The organism is Paraburkholderia caledonica NBRC 102488 (genome assembly GCF_000685095.1).
In the GTDB taxonomy this organism is placed as follows: Bacteria; Pseudomonadota; Gammaproteobacteria; order Burkholderiales; family Burkholderiaceae; genus Paraburkholderia; species Paraburkholderia caledonica.
In genome coordinates, this window is the sequence record NZ_BAYE01000005.1 from 58,770 (window position 1) to 73,677 (window position 14,908).

General features: G+C 65.2%; 11 protein-coding genes. 8 read left to right on the forward strand and 3 right to left on the reverse strand.

All coding sequences use genetic code 11. The features are described 5' to 3' along the window. The first annotated feature begins 108 nt into the window (after positions 1-108). The 3 genes from BCA01S_RS12060 (at position 109) to BCA01S_RS12070 (ending at position 4,033) form a co-directional block, all read left to right on the forward strand. Entirely contained in the window at positions 109-1,740 is a 1,632-nt protein-coding gene (locus BCA01S_RS12060) for a sugar ABC transporter ATP-binding protein (protein ID WP_027777101.1), read from the forward strand. Beyond that, on the forward strand, positions 1,737-2,738 hold the full coding sequence (locus tag BCA01S_RS12065) for an ABC transporter permease (protein WP_027777102.1): 1,002 nt from the start codon (positions 1,737-1,739) through the stop codon (positions 2,736-2,738). Before BCA01S_RS12060 ends, BCA01S_RS12065 begins: the two co-directional genes overlap by 4 nt. 119 nt (positions 2,739-2,857) lie before the next feature. Then, positions 2,858-4,033 (forward strand): substrate-binding domain-containing protein, encoded by a 1,176-nt coding sequence (locus BCA01S_RS12070; RefSeq protein ID WP_042318500.1) that lies wholly within the window; start codon positions 2,858-2,860, stop codon positions 4,031-4,033. 119 nt (positions 4,034-4,152) lie between these two features. On the opposite strand, the gene BCA01S_RS12075 is transcribed toward BCA01S_RS12070, so the two are convergent. Further along, on the reverse strand, positions 4,153-4,812 hold the full coding sequence (locus tag BCA01S_RS12075; RefSeq protein ID WP_027777104.1) for an NADPH-dependent F420 reductase: 660 nt from the start codon (positions 4,810-4,812) through the stop codon (positions 4,153-4,155). A 135-nt stretch (positions 4,813-4,947) separates the two neighbouring features. On the opposite strand from BCA01S_RS12075, the gene BCA01S_RS12080 reads away from it, so the two are divergent. The 4 genes from BCA01S_RS12080 to BCA01S_RS12095 all read left to right on the forward strand — a co-directional run bounded on the left by BCA01S_RS12080 (position 4,948) and on the right by BCA01S_RS12095 (position 11,656). Next, on the forward strand, positions 4,948-5,847 hold the full coding sequence (locus BCA01S_RS12080) for a LysR family transcriptional regulator (protein ID WP_027777105.1): 900 nt from the start codon (positions 4,948-4,950) through the stop codon (positions 5,845-5,847). Positions 5,848-6,255: 408 nt separating this feature from the next. Next, a complete protein-coding gene (locus tag BCA01S_RS12085; RefSeq protein WP_027777106.1) occupies positions 6,256-6,819 on the forward strand; it encodes a DUF2760 domain-containing protein in 564 nt (187 codons plus the stop codon). Beyond that, complete coding sequence (locus tag BCA01S_RS12090) at positions 6,816-8,675, forward strand: Hsp70 family protein (protein WP_027777107.1); 1,860 nt, start codon at positions 6,816-6,818, stop codon at positions 8,673-8,675. Before BCA01S_RS12085 ends, BCA01S_RS12090 begins: the two co-directional genes overlap by 4 nt. Next, positions 8,672-11,656 (forward strand): Hsp70 family protein, encoded by a 2,985-nt coding sequence (locus BCA01S_RS12095; protein ID WP_027777108.1) that lies wholly within the window; start codon positions 8,672-8,674, stop codon positions 11,654-11,656. The genes BCA01S_RS12090 and BCA01S_RS12095 overlap by 4 nt, the downstream gene beginning before the upstream one ends. Before the next feature lie 6 nt (positions 11,657-11,662). Here the strand turns inward: BCA01S_RS12095 and phnX are convergent, their stop codons facing one another. Next, the gene (phnX, locus tag BCA01S_RS12100; protein ID WP_027777109.1) at positions 11,663-12,466 is read right to left on the reverse strand and encodes a phosphonoacetaldehyde hydrolase; all 804 of its coding nucleotides are present in this window, start codon (positions 12,464-12,466) and stop codon (positions 11,663-11,665) included. A 63-nt stretch (positions 12,467-12,529) separates the two neighbouring features. Next, a complete protein-coding gene (locus BCA01S_RS12105; RefSeq protein ID WP_027777110.1) occupies positions 12,530-13,780 on the reverse strand; it encodes a 2-aminoethylphosphonate--pyruvate transaminase in 1,251 nt (416 codons plus the stop codon). Positions 13,781-13,913: 133 nt separating this feature from the next. Between BCA01S_RS12105 and BCA01S_RS12110 the strand changes: the two genes are divergently transcribed. After that, positions 13,914-14,792: a LysR substrate-binding domain-containing protein gene (locus tag BCA01S_RS12110; RefSeq protein ID WP_027777111.1), complete on the forward strand. Its 879-nt coding sequence runs from the start codon at positions 13,914-13,916 to the stop codon at positions 14,790-14,792. The last annotated feature ends 116 nt before the right edge of the window (positions 14,793-14,908 follow it).

Sequence of the window (14,908 nt, forward strand, 5' to 3'; positions counted from 1 at the left end):
AATGTTATTGACGCACCAAATCCATGATGCGAAGATCACAACACACCTAGGGCGCATCGCGGCAGACACAAATAGAATTTCGTTGCGCCGACGAAGGAGACAAGCCAGATGAGTGAACCGGTCGCGCTCGCTTCATCGCCCCGCACGCCATTGATCCGCGTGGCCGGCGTCACCAAGCGGTTTGGCGGCGTACAGGCACTGCGCCGCGTCGATCTCGAAGTCCTGCCCGGAGAAGTCCACGCACTGCTGGGCGAAAACGGAGCGGGCAAATCCACGTTGATCAAGATACTCAGCGGCGTCCATGCGTACGACGAAGGTGTCATTGAAATTTCCGGCGAGCGGGTCGTGTTCGACTCGCCCGCGCAATCGCGTGAGGCCGGAGTAGCAGTCGTCTATCAGGACCTGAGCCTCGTCGAATCGCTGTCGGTCGGCGCAAATCTCATGCTCGGGCGCGAGCCCCGCACCCGCCTGGGCTTCGTCAAAAATCGCCAGTTGATGGCCACGGTCAGCGCGTTTCTCACGTCACACGGCATTCCGCTCGATCCGCGCACACCGGTCGGCGCCCTGCCCTTTGCGTACCGGCAGATGACCGAAATCTGCAAAGCCCTGATGGGCGACGTGCGCGTGCTGATCCTTGATGAACCGACTTCGGCGCTGAGCGGCGGTGAGGAACAGATTCTCTTCGACGCGATTCGCACGGTCACGGCGCGCGGCGTCGGCGTGATCTACGTCACACATCGGCTGAATGAAGTGTTCCGTATCGCGCAGCGTGTCACGGTGTTTCGCGACGGCGCAAATGCCGGCATGTTCCCGGTCGCGGAAACCGACATGAAACGCCTCGTCGCGGCAATCGTCGGGCCGAAGCATGCCGCTTTGCAGGCAAAAGCAAACGCCGTTGAAGGCACCGGTGGGCCGGTCGACACGGCAACGTCTCCATCAACTTCAGCGGCGGCCAGTGCTTCGACTACACCGGCGCTGAACATGTCCTGCGTCTGTAATGGCCGTCTGCAAGACGTCGATCTGAACGTCGAACAAGGTGAGATACACGGCCTTGCGGGGCTGATCGGCAGCGGACGCACCGAGATCCTGGAAACGATCTTCGGGCTTCGCGGGATCGAAAGCGGCACCATCGCGATCGAGGGCAAGGCGCGTTCCCAGCTGAAGCCCGCCGAGGCGATCAAGCTCGGCGTCGCTCTCGTGCCCGAGGACCGTCATCTGGAAGGCCTGGTTCTCGATCATTCGATCGAACGCAATCTCACGTTGCCGCGCCTGCCGCAGTTTTCGCGCTGGGGTTGGTTGCGCAGCCAGGCTGCGGTATCGCAGGCAAAAATCGCGATGCAGGCCTTCTCCGTCAAGGCGCCCGGCGCTTCGACGCCGGTCAGGCTTCTGTCGGGCGGCAATCAGCAGAAAGTCGTATTCGCCAAATGGAACCATCCGCGGCCGAGGCTCCTTCTGCTGGACGAACCGACGGTCGGTGTCGACGTCGGCGCGAGAGAGGAAATTTACGGCGTGATTCAACAGGCGGCGCGCGACGGCACAGGCGTGCTCGTCGTGTCCTCGGATCTGGATGAACTGCTGCGCTTGTGCGACCGCATTTCGATCGTCGCAGACGGCCGCATCGTCAAGACCGTGGCGCGCGCTTCGCTCGCGAACGCCGAGGCGCTGCATCACCTGCTGCAACTTTCCCGCTCATCCACCGAGTCTCGCGAAGGGACTCCCCACGGGGCTCACGCAACATGAACGACTCCGCTTCGCCGCTGACGGCTGAACGACAGGCCGCTTCGGCGCCGCGCAGCCGCGTGCGACGCATCGCGCAACTGCTGCTGCAAGGCGACCGGCCGTATGCGCTCTATATCGCATTCGCTGTGCTGCTGGTGGTCTTCAGTTTCGCGTCGCCGTGGTTTCTCTCGATCGACAACTTCCTGAACATCGGCCGGCAGACCGCGCTGGTTTCCATCATTGCCATCGGCATGACGTTCGTGATCATCGCGCGGCAGATCGACTTGTCGGTCGGCTCGTCGCTTGCGTTATCCGGCATGTCCGCCGCGCTTGCGATGGCGTACATCGGCGATCACTGGTTGATCGGTGCGGTGGCCGGCATCGGCACGGGCGCGCTGGTCGGCGCGATCAACGGACTCGTGACCACGCGCCTGAACATTCCGTCCTTTCTCGTGACGCTGGGTTCGTTGAGCGCCGCGCGCGGACTTGCACTGCTCGTCACGACCACGAAGCCGGTCATCATCACCAACGACTCGTTCATCGCGATCTTCGGCGAAGGCGACATTGCGGGCGTGCCGGTGCCCATCATCTGGACGGTCCTCGCGGTCATCGCAGGCATTCTGCTGCTGCACTACAGCGTGTTCGGCCGCCAGGTTTATGCGGCAGGCGGCAACCCGACGGCCGCGCGCTACTCGGGCATCGACATCCGCCGCGTGACCACCCTCACGTTCATTCTCACCGGCGTGCTGGCCGGACTTGCGGCGCTGGTGCTGTCCGCGCGCTCGCATGCGGCGCGGCCCGACGTCGTGCAAGGACTCGAACTCGATGTGATCGCCTCCGTCACGCTCGGCGGATGCAGCCTGTTCGGCGGACGCGGTTTCGTGCTCGGCACGCTTCTCGGCAGTCTCATCATCGGTACGCTGAACAACGGACTCGTGCTGCTCGGCGTGAGTTCGTCGCTACAGCTTGTCATCAAGGGAATCATCATCGTTGCAGCAGTCGCATTTACGAAGAAGTGACGAGGCACGCCGATCACTCGTGAAACGCGGACCCTGGCGCGAACCGCGCGTGAGGTTGCCTGACCGGCAGGAGACTTAACCCCGACTCAATACAGACGTAAAGACCAACGGAGGAGAACATGAAACATTGTCATGGCTCGACAAGCCGGGCGGCACGTGGCGCGAGATCGTCAGTGGCGGCCGTCTTGACTGTGAGCGCCGCACTGGCCGCCGCACTGGCTTGCCCCGGCGCCGGCGCGCAATGCGTGAGCAGTCTGCAAGCGGGATCGATCGGACCGAAGTCGATTGTCGGCCAGGGACCGAACGGCGAGAAAGCCGCTTCGGTCGACGCCGTCCAGCTCACCGCCGCCGAGGCGGCCAAAGTGAAAGCGGGCAAATTCAAGGTCGGCATTTCGATGCAGACGATGAACCTCGACTGGTCGCAACTGCAGGTGCAAGGCATTACCGACACGCTGAAGAAGTACGACGTCGACGTGATCGGCACTGCGTCGGCCGAGTATCAGGTCGACAAGCAGATCGCGGATATCGAGAACACGATCCAGCGTCATCCCGACGGCATCATCTCGATTCCGGTCGACGGCACCGCGACCGCTGCGACGTACAAGAAGGTCTCCGCCGCCGGCATCAAGCTCGTGTTCATGGACAACGTGCCGACGGGGCTCAAGCATCCTGAGCAATACGCGTCGATGATTTCCGCCGACAGCGAGGGCAACGGCCAGATCGCGGCCAAAGTGCTCGCGTCGTGCGTGCCGCAGGGCGCGACGATCGGGCTCGTCAATTTCGGCGTCGACTACTTCAGCACGAAGGAGCGCACGAAGGCAGTCAACGAGTGGATGAAGAAGAACCGTCCGGACATCAAGATCAAGCAGGTCGACTTCACGGACCCGTCGAAGGTCGGCCAGATTGCGGGCGACTTCCTGACGGGTAACCCGGACGTCAAGGGACTCTTCGCCGTGTGGGATCAACCGGCGCTCGACACGCTGACTTCGATGCGCGCGCAAGGCGTGAACATTCCCGTCACCACCGTCGATCTGGGTCTTCAGTCGGCAATCGAGATCGCCAAGGGCGGACCGCTGAAGGCGACCGGCTCGCAGCGTCCCTACGATCAGGGCGTGGCCGAAGCCATGGCGATGATGAAAGCGCTGATCGGACAGACGCCGCCCGCATGGATCGGCGTGCAGTCTTTGCCGGTGGTTCAATCGACGGTGCTCGAAGCGTACAAGACGGTGTTCAAGAAAGACCCGCCGCCGCAACTCGCGGACGCGTGCAAGAAGGCCAAGCCGGCTTGCGGATGAACTGCGGTCAGCGCGTCACGTGATCGTCCGCGAGGTTGGGCGATCATGTGACGCAGCATGCAGATCGGGTCGTGCCTTTACCGCTGCAGACATGGCCTGGCTGATTCATCCACGCCACATCAATGCCGCCACGACCCATGCGGCAATTCCAAATCGCGCCGGGCGGCCGCGAGGCCCGCGACCATGCCCGCCCGGTCGTGAGGGATGCAGTACACCGGTTTCGCGCGCTCGAAGCGCCAGCTCGCCGCGAGCGGGCCTGCATCGACGGGATCGAAGCCGAACCGATCGACCAGTGCACTCACCACGTGTCGCGCTTGCTGATCGTCGGCGGCTAGCGGCAACGCGCGGCGGTTCGGTGTGCCGGGCGCCGTGCCGGCGGTTTCGAGATCTTTCGCGAGAATCGCATTGAACGCCTTCACGACTCTCGCGCCGGGCAACGCGGCGGCGAGCATCTGGCTCGTCGTCGTCACACCGTTTTGCAGTGCTTCGATCGGACCGTCGCGGTCCGGATAGTGATTGCAGGTGTCGATCACGATCTTGCCGTGGAGTGCCGCAACCGGCAAGTGACTGATCTGGCCGAACGGCACCGACACCACGACGACATCGCCGAACGTCGCCGCCTCCTGTGCGGTGCCCGTCGCGCAGCCGAGCGCCGCCGCCGTGCTGATCAGAGTGTTCGGATCGCGCGAGTTGGCGATCATCACTTCGTGGCCGTGACGCTGTGCGACGGTCGCCAGCGCGCGACCGAGAAAGCCCGCGCCGAGAATGCCTATCTTCATGTTCCACTCCATGCATGTCTGAGAATCGCTCCGGTGAACACCCCGCTCATCGGTGACAGGCACTATGATTCAAAACTCAAGCGTGATAAATGCGCAAAGTTCGACGAGTGTCGAAAGCAACAGTGGGGAATGTGCATGGATCGGCTCACCAGCATGGCTGTGTTCGTCAAAACCGCCGAGAGCGGCTCGTTCGCGGCAGCCGCGCTCGCGTTCGGCATCTCGTCGCAGATGGCCGGCAAACATGTCGGCATGCTCGAAGAGCGCGTCGGCGCGCGACTGCTGAATCGCACGACACGCCGTCAGAGTCTCACCGAGATCGGCCAGATTTTTTACGAACGCTGCAAGGCGCTGCTCGCGGATGCGCAAGCGGCGGAGTCGGTCGCGCAGGAATTGTCGGCCTCGCCGCGCGGGCGCCTGCGGATCACCGCGCCTGTCACGTTCGGCGCCTGCTGCCTCGCCCCGATGATCACCCGTTACCTGGAAGCGCATCCCGACGTGCGGGTGGAGTTGACGCTGACCGACCGCTTCGTCGATCTGATCGACGAGGCGTATGAGGCCGCGATCCGGCTCGGCACGCTGTCCGATTCGACGCTGATTGCGCGGCCGTTGATGCCGTACCGGCTGGTCGCGTGCGCATCGCCGGCTTATCTCGCGAAGCGTGGTGAGCCCGCGACGCCCGAGGCGCTCGCCGCGCACGAGTGTCTCGCATTCGCCTTCACGAGCATGCCGGCCGCAACTGAATGGCGTTTTATCGACGATGCCGGGCGTGAGCACGTCGTGCCGGTTGCAGGCCGCTTCGAGGCCAACGACGTGAAAGCGCTGGTCGCGGCCGCGCTCAACGGCGCGGGGATCATGCTCGCGCCCGAAGTTGCCGTGCGGGACGACCTTGCGGCGGGCCGTCTGGTGCGCCTTCTGAACGGCTATGAAGCGCCCCCGCGGCCCATGCACGTTGTGTTTCCGGCGAGCCGCGTGACGCCGAAGCTGCGCACGTTCATCGACCAGGTGGTTGCAGAATTCGGCCCATCCGGCGCTTGAGAACGTAAAGCGTGCGAAGAACCCACCGGGGCGCAGTGCGCTCAAACGGTGGCCTCTCACCCGGCCTCGGATCGAATCCCGGGAATGCGTGTCTGTATGAAGCCTTGCAAATACCCGCTAAACGGGCCTTCAGTGCAGCCGCCAGGCGGCGCTCCAACGCGCCCCGGAAAGCCGCCAATCTCGCTGCATTGCCCGCGAGAATGCCTGGCTTTGCCCGCGTTGGGCGCCGCACAAGGCAAAATACGGGTTTTGCGCGCCCAAAGCGCGGCGAGACCGGGAAGGCATTGCGCACCGGCCGCCGCCACGCGGCGCGCCTTCCAGACATCGCGCGACGGCGGCCATGCCGGCTCGTCGCGTGTAGCGCACTCGGGACAGCTCGTCCTTTAACAGAGCATCTCAGGAGCATTTATGACCGATTCGAACCCGTCCTTCCTCGGCAGGATTTCACTGGCCGTCAGCGCGTTTTTCCGCATTCTCGGCGACGGCGAATTTGCCGCCGGCGTGCTGCGCGTGCGTGACGGCGACACGGCTGCCCCGACGCGGTCACAGGCGAGCGCGCCCGCTGCGCAGCCGGCGCCGTCGCTGAAGGAAGCCAACCCCGACGCTGCGCTGCAACTGCTCGGCCTGCTGCAACGCGACGCGCGTTTCATCGACTTCGTCGAAGAAGACATCAAGCGTTTCAGCGACGCCGATATCGGCGCCGCCGCACGCCTCGTTCACGAAGGTTGCCGCGCGACGCTGCGCGAGCACTTTACGATCCGGCCGGTGCGGGACGAAGCCGAAGGCAGCCGCGTCACGCTTCAGGAAGGTTTCGACGCAAGCGCGATCCGCCTGACCGGCAACGTCGTCGGCAAGGCGCCGTTTAGCGGCAACATCAGCCATCGCGGCTGGCGCGTCGAAGAAGTGCGTCTGCCGAAGCTCGCGGAAAGCCACAACGCGAAAGTCATTGCGCCGGCGGAGGTGGAGTTATGAGCGGCGCGCGCTACTCCATCGGCATCGACCTGGGCACGACGCACTGCGCACTCTCGTATGTGGACACGAGTGCAAGCGACGGCGAGAAGACCGCGTTGACGGTGCTGCCCATTGCCCAGCTGACCGGGCCCGGCGCAATTGCCGACCTCGATCTGTTGCCCTCGTTTCTGTATCTGCCGCACCCGGATGAACTGGCTCCCGGCGACCTGCACCTGCCGTGGACCGGCGAGCGCGAGTTCGCCGTCGGCGAATTCGCGCGCAGCCGCGGCGCGGCCACGCCGATCCGGCTCGTGTCGAGCGCGAAAAGCTGGCTGTGCCACCCAGGCGTCGATCGCCGCGCGGCGATTCTGCCCAACGATGCGCCGCCCGAAGTCGCACGCGTGTCGCCGCTCGAAAGCTCGGTGCGGTATCTGACGCATTTGCGCGAAGCCTGGGACCATCTGCACCCCGACGCGCCGTTCCGCGAGCAGGACATCACGGTCACGATTCCCGCATCGTTCGACCCGGCCGCGCGCGAATTGACCGCCGAAGCCGCCGAAGCCGCCGGCTACGGCCGCATGACGCTGCTCGAGGAACCGCAGGCCGCGCTGTATAGCTGGATTCAGAAAAGCGGCGGCCAGTGGCGCAAGCAGGTCAAGGTCGGCGACATTATTCTGGTGGTCGATGTGGGCGGCGGCACCACCGACCTTTCGCTGATCGCCGTCATCGAGCGCGACGGCAATCTCGAACTGCATCGCGTGGCGGTCGGCGAACACATTCTGCTGGGCGGCGACAACATGGACCTCGCGCTTGCGCACGTGGTCGCCCGCAAACTCGCGGCCGAAGGCACTCAGGCCGACGCGTGGCAGTTGCGCGCCCTCACCTATGCATGCCGCGCGGCCAAGGAAACGCTGCTGAGCGACCCGGCCACGGACACCGTACCGCTCGTCGTGCCGAGCCGCGGCTCGAAGCTGATCGGCGGATCGATCCGCACCGAGCTCACGCGCGCGGAGTTGACGCAGACCATTCTCGACGGCTTCTTCCCGCAGGTGGACAGCGGCGCACGTCCGGTGAGCCGCGCCCGTGCCGGTCTCACGCAACTCGGTTTGCCGTATGCGCAGGACGCGGGCATCACGCGGCACCTGGCGGCGTTCCTCGCCCGACAGGTCGGAGCGCTCGCGGAACTCGGAGGCCTGAGCGAGACGGCATCGCACGACGCCGCGCAAAGCGCGAGCTTCCTGCATCCCACGGCGGTGCTGTTCAACGGCGGCGTGTTCAAGTCGGCGCTGCTCGTCGAACGCATCATGGGCACGCTCAATGGCTGGCTCGCGGCTGAGGGCGCTGCGCCGGCGCGCCTGCTCGAAGGCGCCGATCTCGATCTGGCCGTCGCGCGGGGCGCGGCCTACTACGGCTACGTGCGTCGCGGTCAGGGCGTGCGGATTCGCGGCGGCACGGCCCGGGCTTACTACATTGCAATCGAGTCGGCGATGCCCGCCGTGCCAGGACTGGAGCCGCCGATCCAGGCGCTGTGCGTCGCCCCCTTCGGCATGGAGGAAGGGACCGACGCCGAACTGCCCGCGCAGGAGTTCGGCCTCGTCGTCGGCGAGCCGGTGCACTTCCGCTTCTTCGGGTCGTCGGTGCGTCGTCAGGATCAGGTTGGAACGCTGCTCGACTTCTGGGGTCCTGATGAATTGCAGGAACTCGAGGAGATTCAGGCCACGCTGCCCGCCGCGGGCCGCACAGCCGGTGAAGTGGTGCCGGTCAAGCTGCATGCGCGTGTGACGGAAGCCGGCACGCTCGAACTCGAAGCCGTGCCGCGCGGCACCGACGAGCGCTGGAAAGTCGAGTTCGACGTGCGCGGCAACGCGAATGCATGAGTGAGATGAAGCGGTACAGCGTCGGCATCGACCTCGGCACGAGCAACACGGTGCTGGCTTATGCAGAGGCCGGCTCCGACGAGATTCGCGTGTTCGAGATCGAGCAGCTTGTGAGTCCCGGCGAGGTCGCCGCGCGTGCGCTGCTGCCGTCGGTTCGGTATCACCCCGCGCAAGGCGAGTTGAGCGCGGGCGATCTGCAATTGCCGTGGAGCGACGGAGAATCGGCTTCGTCGCGAGATGCGGATCGGCGCGCGGGTCGAACCGCAAGTCAACGCGCGAACAACACCGGCATGCTGGCGAGCGATGTCGGCTACGCGCAGCCCGTTGTAATCGGCCGGCTCGCGCGGCTGCTCGGCGCTCAGGTTCCGGGGCGGCTCGTCACGAGCGCGAAAAGCTGGCTCTCGCATGCATCGGTCGACCGCGTTGCGCCGATTCTGCCGTGGGGCGCCGCCGACGACGTCCACAAGGTCTCGCCGGTCGAAGCCAGCGCGAGCTATCTGGCGCATGTGCGCGCGGCGTGGAATCAACGCTTTCCCGACGCGCCGCTCGAACGCCAGGATTTGGTGCTAACGGTGCCGGCCTCGTTCGACGAAGGCGCCCGCGCGCTGACCGTAGAGGCGGCGCGCATGGCGGGCCTGCCCTCGCTGCGGCTGCTCGAAGAACCGCAAGCGGCGTTTTACGACTGGCTGTTCCATCATCGTGAACGGCTCGGGGCGGAACTCGCGCATACGCGGCTCGTGTTGATCTGCGACGTGGGCGGCGGCACCACCGATCTCACGCTGATCGAAGTCGGCATGGCGGACGGCGAACCGCAGCTCACGCGAATTGGCGTGGGCAACCATCTGATGCTCGGCGGCGACAACATGGACCTCGCGCTCGCGCATCTGGTCGAAGCGCGCCTCGCCGGCGGCGGCGAGCGTACGCGTTTGTCGGCGGCGAGTCTTTCGCAACTCGTCGAGCGTTGCCGCGGCGCGAAAGAGCTACTACTGGGACCGCAGGCGCCCGACTCGGCGTCGATCACGCTGCTCGGCGCGGGCTCGAAGCTCGTCGGCGGCGCGCGCACGGCTCAGATCTCGCGCGATGAAGTGGAGCGCGTGATCGTCGACGGATTCTTTCCGGTGGTTGGGTCGCACGAGCGGCCGGGTCGGCCACGCGGCGCGATCGTCGAGTTCGGTTTGCCCTATGCGACCGATGCGGCCGTCACGCGCCATATCGCCGCTTTTCTGAGCCGCTTCGAGGCTCAGTCGCGCAAGGCATTGGGGTGGGTTCAGAGCGATGCTGCTGCTGGCCCCGACGCGGACACCAAGCCCGCTGCCGAGCCCCACGGTGTTTCCGGCGTCGAGGCTGCGTCGAACGCCGACGGGCCGCCGCCACTCGCCGTGCCCGACACCCTGCTGCTGAACGGCGGCGTGTTCCGTGCGCACGCATTGACGCAGCGCCTCGCGACCACGCTGGGCGCGTGGCGCGGCGAGCCGCTTAACGTGCTGCATAACGACAATCCCGATGTCGCCGTCGCGCGCGGCGCGGTCGCCTATAGCCTTGCGCGGGCGGGCGGCGCGCCGAAAATCGGCGGAGGCTCGCCGCGCAGCTACTTCCTCGTAGTCGACGAACCCGCCGGCGGCAAGCCCGATTCACAGCCCGCGCAACGCGGTATCTGTCTGCTGCCGCGCGGCACCGAAGAAGGCCACGAAATCCTGATTGCCGAGCGAACGTTCGCGCTGCGCCTCGGGCATCCGGTGCGCTTTCACCTCGTGTCGTCGAGTGCGGACACTGTCTATGCGCCCGGCGAGCTGGCCGATCTCTCAGGCTCCGACTTCGTCCGCTTGCCGCCCATCGCAAGCATCGTGCAGCCGCGCGGCGCCGGCAGCGCGCGCGAGACCGCCGTGCGGATCGCCACGTCGCTCACCGAGGTCGGCACGCTCGAAGTTCACTGCATCGACCGCGACAATCCAGCCGAGCGCTGGCTGCTCGAATTCCAGCTGCGCCGCGAAGACGCGCAGGTGAATCTCTCCGACGATCCCGCGCAGGTGCGGCATCCACGGCTTGACGAAGCCATCGAGCAGATCGACCGCTGCTTCGGCTCGCGCTCGCAAAACGTCGACAAGAAGGAAGTGAAACGCTTGCGCTCGCAACTCGAACAGTTGCTGGGCTCGCGGGAAAGCTGGAACAGCGCGCTGCTGCGCGAACTGTTCGGCGCCCTTTGGGAACGCGCGCGCAGGCGCCGCCGCTCGGCGGATCACGAGCGACTGTGGCTCAATCTGGCCGGCTATTGCGTACGCCCGGGCTTTGGCTATCCACTCGACGAATGGCGCGTCGAGCAACTGTGGTCGTTATTCGACGACGGTATTCAGTACGTCCAGGAAAGCCAGGTGTGGTCCGAATGGTGGACGCTCTGGCGCCGAGCCGCGGGCGGCCTCGACGAAGGCGCGCAACTGCGCGTGCTCGACGCGATGCACTATCTGCAGACGGCCGCGCAATCGCGTCACAAGCTGCCGTTCGACGTGTCGAAAACAGGCACCGCCGATATGGTTCGCCTGAGCGCGTCGCTCGAACGCATTCCCGTTGCGCGCAAGATCGAACTCGGCGAATCGGTGCTCGCGCGTTTGCAGAAACCTTCGGAGAATCATCAAGGCTGGTGGGCGGTCGGGCGCATCGGCGCGCGCCGGCCGTTCTATGGCAGCGCGCACAGCGTCGTGCCAGCCGACGTCGCGAGTCAGTGGCTCGATGCGATTCTCGCGCTCGACTGGAAAAAGGTGGACCCGGCCGCTTTTGCCGCGGTCCAGATTGCGCGCATGACGGGCGACCGTTCGCGCGATCTGCCCGATGAGATTCGCCACGCCGTGCTGCGCAGACTCGAAGCGGCGAGCGCGCCGCGCGCGTGGATCACGATGGTCGGTGAAAACGTCGAACTGGATAACGCCGACGAAGGCCGCGTGTTCGGCGAGTCGTTGCCGGCGGGGCTAAAACTGATCTCGGACTAACGGCGCTCAGGGCCGCTCGCCTCGCGCGAGCCGCGCATCGATATCGTGAACGACGGGCATCAGATCCGCGACGCTGTCAATCACGTAATGCGCGCCCGCAGCCCGCAATTTTTCGATCGCCGCGTCCCGGCGCCGCGCAAAGTCAGCGGGCGCGAGCGCCTTCACATCGTCTTCGGCCATCCCGAACGCGTTGCCGCTCACGGCCACGCCAACGGCCCACGTGCCGCCGTTGATTCCTTCCTCGATGCCGACCTCGGTATCGTCGACCTTGATCGCCTCTTTCGCGCGCCACACGCCGAGTTCCGGCAGCGTCTTATAGATCATGTAGGGTGACGGCCGCCCTTCCGGCGTGTCGCCCGTGCAGACGATGCTGTCCGGCGAAAAGCCCTGCGCCGCCGCGCCCGGCACGATCTCCGCCATGATCTCGCGCGTGTAGCCAGTCGTCGTGCCGATGCGGATGTCGTCGCGGCGCAATGCGCTCGCCACTTCGGCGACGCCTGGAATCACCGAGCTATAGCTCGCGGCCACCGCAATGTTTTTCGGCACGAACACGTTGTAGACCGCGTCGATGTCCTCTTCGCGAGGCGCATGCCCATACTTCTCCGCCCATGCCCGCGAGACGCGTGGCAGCGCCATCAGCGCCGCGATGTGCGGCCGCTTGGCCATGCCCATCGGTCCGCGCGCTTCGTCGATCGTGATGGATACGCCGAACTGCTCGAACGTTTCAACGAACGCGCCCATCGGCGCAAGCGAACCATAGTCGACCACCGTGCCGGCCCAGTCGAAGATCACTGCTTTAACGTGTTTCATTGACTTCCGTTTCGTATTGCCGCGTTGTTGGGACTATGTTGCGGCCAGGTTGCGGCAGGTTATTTAAGCGGCCTCGGCGAGCACCTTGCGCTCTTCGATCGCGGCCGCGGGCGGCGCGGCGTGATTGACGCCCATCGTTCGCAGCGAGCCTGCGCACGCTTTTACGACGCGGCGCATCACATGCTCGTCGACCTGCCCGATACAGCCGATCCGAAAGCTTTCCACCACCGTCAGCTTGCCCGGATAGATGATGAAACCCTGTTGCTTCATCAATTCATAGAACCGCTCGAAGCTGAACGACGGATGCGCCGGCGAGAAAAACGTCACGATGATCGGCGAGCGCCAGCGCGCGTTCAGAAGCGGCTCGAAGCCGAGTTCGTGCATGCCCGCGACCAGCACGTCGCGATTGTTCGCATAGCGCGCGAGACGCGCCGGCTGCCCGCCTTCGAGTTCGTGTAGACGCAGCGCCTCGATAAACGCGGCCACCGTATGAGTCGGCGGTGTGAAGCGCCACTGGCCGGTGCGGTTCATCACGTCCCATTGATCGTGCACGTCGAGCGCGAGCGAATGACTGCGTCCGCGCGCATCCTCTAGCGCGCTCTTGCGCGCGATCACGAAACCGAAGCCCGGCACGCCCTCGATACACTTGTTCGCCGACGACACAAACGCCTCGCAGGCGATGTTGCGCACGTCGAGCGGCACGGCGCCGAATGCGCTCATCGAGTCGATCAGCAGCTTGCGGCCTTTGGCCGCCGTTACCGCGGCGATTTCCTCGATTGGGTTGAGAATCCCCGAGCTCGTTTCGCAGTGCACAGCGACGACATGCGTAATGCTCGCGTCCGCGTCGAGCATGCGTTCGACTTCCGCGGCGCGCGGCGGCAAATAATCGCCCTTGTCGAGCACCGTGTGCGCGCGGCCGAGGTAACGCAGCGTGGTCGCAATGCGCTTGCCGTACGCGCCGTTGGCCAGCACGAGCGCGTGGCCGTCGCGCGGGACCAGGCTGCCCAGCATGGCTTCGACGCAATAACTGCCGCTGCCTTGCAACGGTACGCAATCGTATTCGCCGGCTTCGTCGCCGGCGATGTCGAGCAGCCGGCCGCGCAGGTGAGCAGTCATTGCGCGGAAATCGCCGTCCCACGAGCCCCAGTCGCGCAGCATTGCCTGTTTCGTCGACAAAGCGGTGGTCAACGGGCCTGGCGTCAGCAGATACGGTTCGCCTTGTGACGGTTGGTCCATCGCGGGGTTGCCCCGTGACGGCGCGCGTGTGGCGCCTGTTTGCGCTTTCGCCGGGGAACTGCCAGTTGCGCTTTCCATGCCGGAACTCCAGTCGTGCTGGTTTGGATAGCGCCTACAGTACCGAAACGCCATGCATCGGTAAAATCGATATAATCGATGTCCATATCGCAAATACTTATACCTAGCCCATTCCAATGCCACGGAGGCTTACGTGCAATACGCGCAATTGCGGGCGTTTCATGCGGTGGCCGAACACGGCGGATTTTCGCGGGCGGCACAGGCGCTGTCGCTTTCGCAACCGGCGGTGTCGGATCACGTGCGCAGACTGGAGCAGGATTACGGCGTGAAACTGTTCGAGCGCGGACCGCGCGGTGTCGAAACCACCGAACTCGGGCTGCGCCTCTTCAGCGTGACGCGGCATATGCTCAGCTGCGAGCGCGACGCGCGGCAATTGCTCGAATCTGCGGGCGGACTGGAGTCAGGCTCGCTGTCGCTTGCGGCAGACGCACCGGATCTCGCGGTCGCGCTAATCAGCGCGTTTCGCAAGCTGCATCCGGGCATTGTGGTGACGCTGTCCATCGCCAACGCGGCGGACTGCATGCAGCGGGTGCTGTCGAGCGCGGTGGACGCGGCCATTACCGCCGCGCCGCAGGTGCACAGCCGGCTCGAATCGCGCGTGTTGCGGCGCGATCCGCTGGTAGCCATGGTGCCGGTGCGCTATCCGGTCGCGAAGAAACGCAAGCTGAGCTATCGCGAACTCGTGCAGCAGCCGATGATTTTTCGCGAGCCGCAATCGGTCACGCAGCAACTGCTGGAGATCGAACTGGTGCGCGAGTCGCTGCAAGTGGAGCCGGTCATGTACGTGGACGGCCGCGAGGCGCTCGAAGAAGCGGTGGCCCAGGGCATGGGCGTCGGTGTGATTGCCCGAGCGGAATTCAACCAGTCGCGGCGTATCCGGATGATCCCGCTCGACGATTGTCAGGTGCGGATGATCGAATCGCTCACGCGGCTCGCTGAGCGGCCGGGGTCGAACCTGCTCGACGCGTTGTTTGCTGTGCAGTTGCCAGGCATCGAGGCAACGACTGTGTGACAGCGGAAAGCGGCGTTTTTCAGCGGCGTTTTTCCGCTACCTTCTGCGCCGCTTGCCTTCGTGCTGCTTCTCTTCAATCTGTGCGACGCATTCGAATCGGCGTCCGAATCAACGGC

Excerpts from the sequence above, each read along its gene's own strand:
- BCA01S_RS12080 (WP_027777105.1), top strand. The coding sequence starts at position 4,948 with ATGGATCGGCTCACCAGCATGGCTGTGTTCGTCAAAACCGCCGAGAGC.
- BCA01S_RS12060 (WP_027777101.1), top strand. The coding sequence starts at position 109 with ATGAGTGAACCGGTCGCGCTCGCTTCATCGCCCCGCACGCCATTGATC.
- BCA01S_RS12090 (WP_027777107.1), top strand. The coding sequence starts at position 6,816 with ATGAGCGGCGCGCGCTACTCCATCGGCATCGACCTGGGCACGACGCAC.
- BCA01S_RS12065 (WP_027777102.1), top strand. The coding sequence starts at position 1,737 with ATGAACGACTCCGCTTCGCCGCTGACGGCTGAACGACAGGCCGCTTCG.
- phnX (WP_027777109.1), bottom strand. The coding sequence starts at position 12,466 with ATGAAACACGTTAAAGCAGTGATCTTCGACTGGGCCGGCACGGTGGTC.
- BCA01S_RS12085 (WP_027777106.1), top strand. The coding sequence starts at position 6,256 with ATGACCGATTCGAACCCGTCCTTCCTCGGCAGGATTTCACTGGCCGTC.
- BCA01S_RS12105 (WP_027777110.1), bottom strand. The coding sequence starts at position 13,780 with ATGGAAAGCGCAACTGGCAGTTCCCCGGCGAAAGCGCAAACAGGCGCC.
- BCA01S_RS12075 (WP_027777104.1), bottom strand. The coding sequence starts at position 4,812 with ATGAAGATAGGCATTCTCGGCGCGGGCTTTCTCGGTCGCGCGCTGGCG.
- BCA01S_RS12095 (WP_027777108.1), top strand. The coding sequence starts at position 8,672 with ATGAGTGAGATGAAGCGGTACAGCGTCGGCATCGACCTCGGCACGAGC.
- BCA01S_RS12070 (WP_042318500.1), top strand. The coding sequence starts at position 2,858 with ATGAAACATTGTCATGGCTCGACAAGCCGGGCGGCACGTGGCGCGAGA.